At 41.6% G+C, this 3,781-nt stretch carries 4 protein-coding genes; 1 reads left to right on the forward strand and 3 read right to left on the reverse strand.

Going from position 1 to position 3,781, the window contains the following annotated elements:
- The first annotated feature begins 126 nt into the window (after positions 1–126).
- Positions 127–573, forward strand: a complete 447-nt coding sequence (tnpA, locus tag B879_RS20315) for an IS200/IS605 family transposase (protein ID WP_009187109.1) — start codon at positions 127–129, stop codon at positions 571–573.
- A 170-nt stretch (positions 574–743) separates the two neighbouring features.
- Here tnpA and B879_RS20320 read toward each other — a convergent pair whose 3' ends face one another.
- The 3 genes from B879_RS20320 to B879_RS20330 form a co-directional block, all read right to left on the reverse strand.
- A complete protein-coding gene (locus tag B879_RS20320; RefSeq protein WP_009187110.1) occupies positions 744–989 on the reverse strand; it encodes a hypothetical protein in 246 nt (81 codons plus the stop codon).
- Positions 986–1,930: a sterol desaturase family protein gene (locus tag B879_RS20325; protein WP_009187111.1), complete on the reverse strand. Its 945-nt coding sequence runs from the start codon at positions 1,928–1,930 to the stop codon at positions 986–988. Before B879_RS20325 ends, B879_RS20320 begins: the two co-directional genes overlap by 4 nt.
- Positions 1,931–2,011: 81 nt before the next feature.
- Entirely contained in the window at positions 2,012–3,445 is a 1,434-nt protein-coding gene (locus B879_RS20330; RefSeq protein ID WP_009187113.1) for an MBL fold metallo-hydrolase, read from the reverse strand.
- Positions 3,446–3,781 lie beyond the last annotated feature (336 nt).

Here is a 3,781-nt window from a genome sequence, read left to right on the forward strand (position 1 = left end):
TTAGAAATTAACCCAATCCCAAAGGTCTGAAGGACCGATCAAAAATTAATCGGAAATATCCGTTTAAAATAATTATTTAAGCTTTGGGGGTTTTAATTTTGAATTCAATTTTTAAGTTTTTTAAATATGCCTCAGTCATTATCTAAAATTTATATCCATCTTGTCTTTTCAACCAAAAGACGAGAGCGGATTATTTCTGAAAATATCAGACCAGCACTTCAGGCCTACATTACAAAGCTTTTGGTAAACCAAAAATCATACGTTCATAAGATTTATGCCAATCCAGAGCATGTTCATATTCTATGTGAGTTACCTAGGACAATGACTATTTCCGAATTAGTACAAAAGACAAAAACCTCAAGCTCTGCTTGGATGAAATCCAATGGTCAAAAAAGTTTTGAATGGCAGAATGGGTATGGCGTCTTTTCAACAAGTCAATCAAAGTTAGATATTGTAAAAGAATATATTCAAAGACAACCAGAACATCATGCAAAATTAAGTTTTGAAGACGAATTCAGGCTATTTTTAAAGGAGTATCAAATTAATTTCGATGAGAAATACGTATGGGATTAAAGATCGGCCCTTCAGGCCTCTGTGATAATATATAATTTGCCATGCCCAGACTTCCGCAAGCTTCAGTCTGGGTTGGCAAAGTGCAGCCTTTCAGGCCTTATCTCCTAATCAATGTACATTCTAAATGAAATAAAACTTTTTCCCTTGGTTAAGACCAAAATTTCAACCGCTTACTTCACATCCAGGGCTTCCTTTTTCAACTTCCCGGTCAGCTGCAGCACACTTAACCTGATCAGTAACACCCAGGGAATGGCATGGAAAACAAAATCGAACCAATCCAGTGCAGCCATTCCTTTGGCCCCACCGGCAATCCACTTGATCTTGCCCCAGATATGTGGTTCAGGCACAAAGGGTGCCAGCCCCAAGGTCAAACTCATCAGAATGACAAACCTCCAATTATTGATCGCTGCTTTCATTTTTTTACTTTTATCGTTGCTTTCCTCAAATCATCGACAACCTGAGGGGTATTAAACCTGTCTTTATTTTTTTGCTTCACAAAAGGATAGCTGACCTGCGTCCAGAAGGTCTTGGGAAATGCTTCCATACCGTCAAAACCCAAGGCTTCATCCCTGCCCTCATGGGGTATGTAATCCGTACCAAAAAGGTAATCCCAAAGACTTAATGTTATCCCATAATTCACCCCATACTTTCTGTCCTTAGGCAAAGCTTTTACATGATGCCATAGGTGCATGATGGGGTTATTGAGGATATACTTCAGCGGACCATAAGTTATTCTTAAATTGGCATGGTTCAAATGTCCAATGGCCGTTGCAAAAATATGCACGATAAAGAAATCCTCCAGCCCAAAACCAATCATCGCCAAAGGTATATATTGGGCGGTTTTGTAAATGATGGTCTCCATCCAGTGAAACCTCAAATGGGCAGCAAAACCCATCTCCTCCACCGAATGGTGCACCTTATGGAATTCCCAAAGTGCAGGAACCCGATGTAACAACCTGTGCACATTCCACTGAATGAAATCAGCCACCAAAAAAAGTAAAAGGAATTGTCCCCATCTGGGCCAGGATTCCACCTGCAGAGCCACCAAATTTTCCACCCCAAAAATTCCCAAGAAATCGTTAAATGCCTCCACAGCCACATTGGATATGGCATTGTAGGCAATCAAAGAGAAAAGGAAATAATTGAAGAACATGTAGAAGCCATCCAACCAAAAGTCCTTTCTGAAAATGGCTTGTTTTTTCCGCCAGGGAAAGAAAATTTCCAACAACCATACCCCAACAGACAAGCCTAACAACCACCAGAAATAATTGGTCCAAGAAGGGTAAAACATCTCATTGACCAGGTAATTCCAGTAACCGTAATAAGAATCAAGAATGATTTTGATATACTTTTCCATCGTTTAATTTCATAAAGTTAAAGAAAAAGGACAATCCACCTGATTGCCCTCTTTCGGTACTCCCATAAACCACAACTAATGTCATTTATAGTCAAGGATAAACGCACTCATATCCAGGACTTGTGAATTTATCAAAGCGTTTTGAATGATACTGCTGCCAGCTGCGGAGCGGTATCCGGTACCACAATGCACCACTATGGGTTTATCTGTTGGAATTTCACCTGCCCTTTGCATCAACTCGGGCAATGGAATATTGATGGCCTTGTCAAAGACTTTTCCTTGGGCCACTTCACCTGCATTTCTGATATCAACAATGGTAAAGAGGTCGGGATTGGCATCAAAGGACTCCTTTTTAAATATGGCCATCTGACTGCCATCCTTTTCATCATAGACAAAGGCCCCTGCGATAAAAGTCTCATATCCGATTTTGGCTGCTTTGGAGATCAACTCCTCCAAGCTTGCCCGACTTTCTGCAATCAGGTAATAAGAGGTATATGGCGCCAGCAAACTTCCTAGCCAAGTTTCGAACTTGGCTCCATTCATGATATTGATCGCTCCTTCTACATGGGAGGATTTAAACACATCCTGCTTACGGCCATCAATCACGACGGCATTCAAAGGCAAGTGCTGATTTCTTTCTAATCTCCTGACAGCTTCTTTGGATGCTTGATAGGGCAATGCTCCTACCCTGTTCACATCCACATTGAAAGGAAAATATTTAGGAATGAAAGGCTGATCCGCGAGCAATAATTCAACAAATTCCTCCTCACTCATTTCCTGCAAGGCATAATTGGTCAGTTTCTCTTGCCCAATGGTGCTGCTTTTTTCTGCAGAAATGGCTTTCCCACAAAGAGAACCTGCTCCATGCGCGGGGTAAACAATGACATCATCATCCAAGACCATTAATTTCTCTCTGGTACTGTAATACATCATTCTGGCCAATTCCTCCCGTTGGGCCATGATATTTCCCACACTTTCTCTCAGGTCCGGTCTTCCAACATCTCCAATGAAAAGGGTATCTCCTGTGAAAACAGCCACATCTTTACCATTTTCTTCGACAACAATGCTTATTCCATCAGGGGAATGACCGGGAGTATGAATGGCCTTAAGCCTTACACCCTTGGGAAGTGTGATAACTTCCCCTTCATCAAAGGACTGATGGGGATAGCGGACGCCTACCAGCTTACTGACAAAAATAGTAGCCCCAGTAGTCTGATGGATTTCCAGATGGGAACTGACAAAGTCCGCGTGGGGATGGGTATTGATTACACCAACGATGTTGGCGTTTACAGATTTCGCATAATCGTAATAAGGCTGGGGATCTCTTCCTGGATCCACCAGATACATTTGGTCGTCCACATGGACAGCATAGCTGAAATGGGCCAATCCATCGTCTTCAAACTGCTTGATGGTGACCTGCTCCATTTTGGCCGGTTTGATCATTTGGTCAAACTGGGCCATCAAGGTGGTGAATGAGACAAAAACCAGAAATAATGTGGTGAATAAGTAACGCATAGTTGGGTCTAATTGGGTACTATTAATTCTACGATAAACAAAGATAAAAAGCTGTGACTATCTAAATTGTGACCTAGGTTACACTTCATGAACTATCTCAAAAAGCTGCCCCTACAGGGCATTCCTTGCCAAAATCCTTTGTCTCATCCTGAAAATACTTGACACTTATTTTATTTTCTTATCTAAAGTTCGACTCCCTTGGAGTCGGGATTCCCGAATATCAAAATTACCTCTCAATCCCGGGTTGCACCCGGGGCAAATACCCTTAAGGGATTAAACCCCTATCGGGGTTGTTTTGTCACAACTTCAAGGAATTACCTTAATGAATCCCTAAAT

The sequence above is a fragment of the Cecembia lonarensis LW9 genome (assembly GCF_000298295.1).
Classification (GTDB): Bacteria; Bacteroidota; Bacteroidia; order Cytophagales; family Cyclobacteriaceae; genus Cecembia; species Cecembia lonarensis.

Bases quoted from the DNA above. Each gene is read 5' to 3' on its own strand.
- B879_RS20320 (WP_009187110.1), bottom strand. From the start codon at position 989: ATGAAAGCAGCGATCAATAATTGGAGGTTTGTCATTCTGATGAGTTTG.
- B879_RS20325 (WP_009187111.1), bottom strand. From the start codon at position 1,930: ATGGAAAAGTATATCAAAATCATTCTTGATTCTTATTACGGTTACTGG.
- B879_RS20330 (WP_009187113.1), bottom strand. From the start codon at position 3,445: ATGCGTTACTTATTCACCACATTATTTCTGGTTTTTGTCTCATTCACC.
- tnpA (WP_009187109.1), top strand. From the start codon at position 127: ATGCCTCAGTCATTATCTAAAATTTATATCCATCTTGTCTTTTCAACC.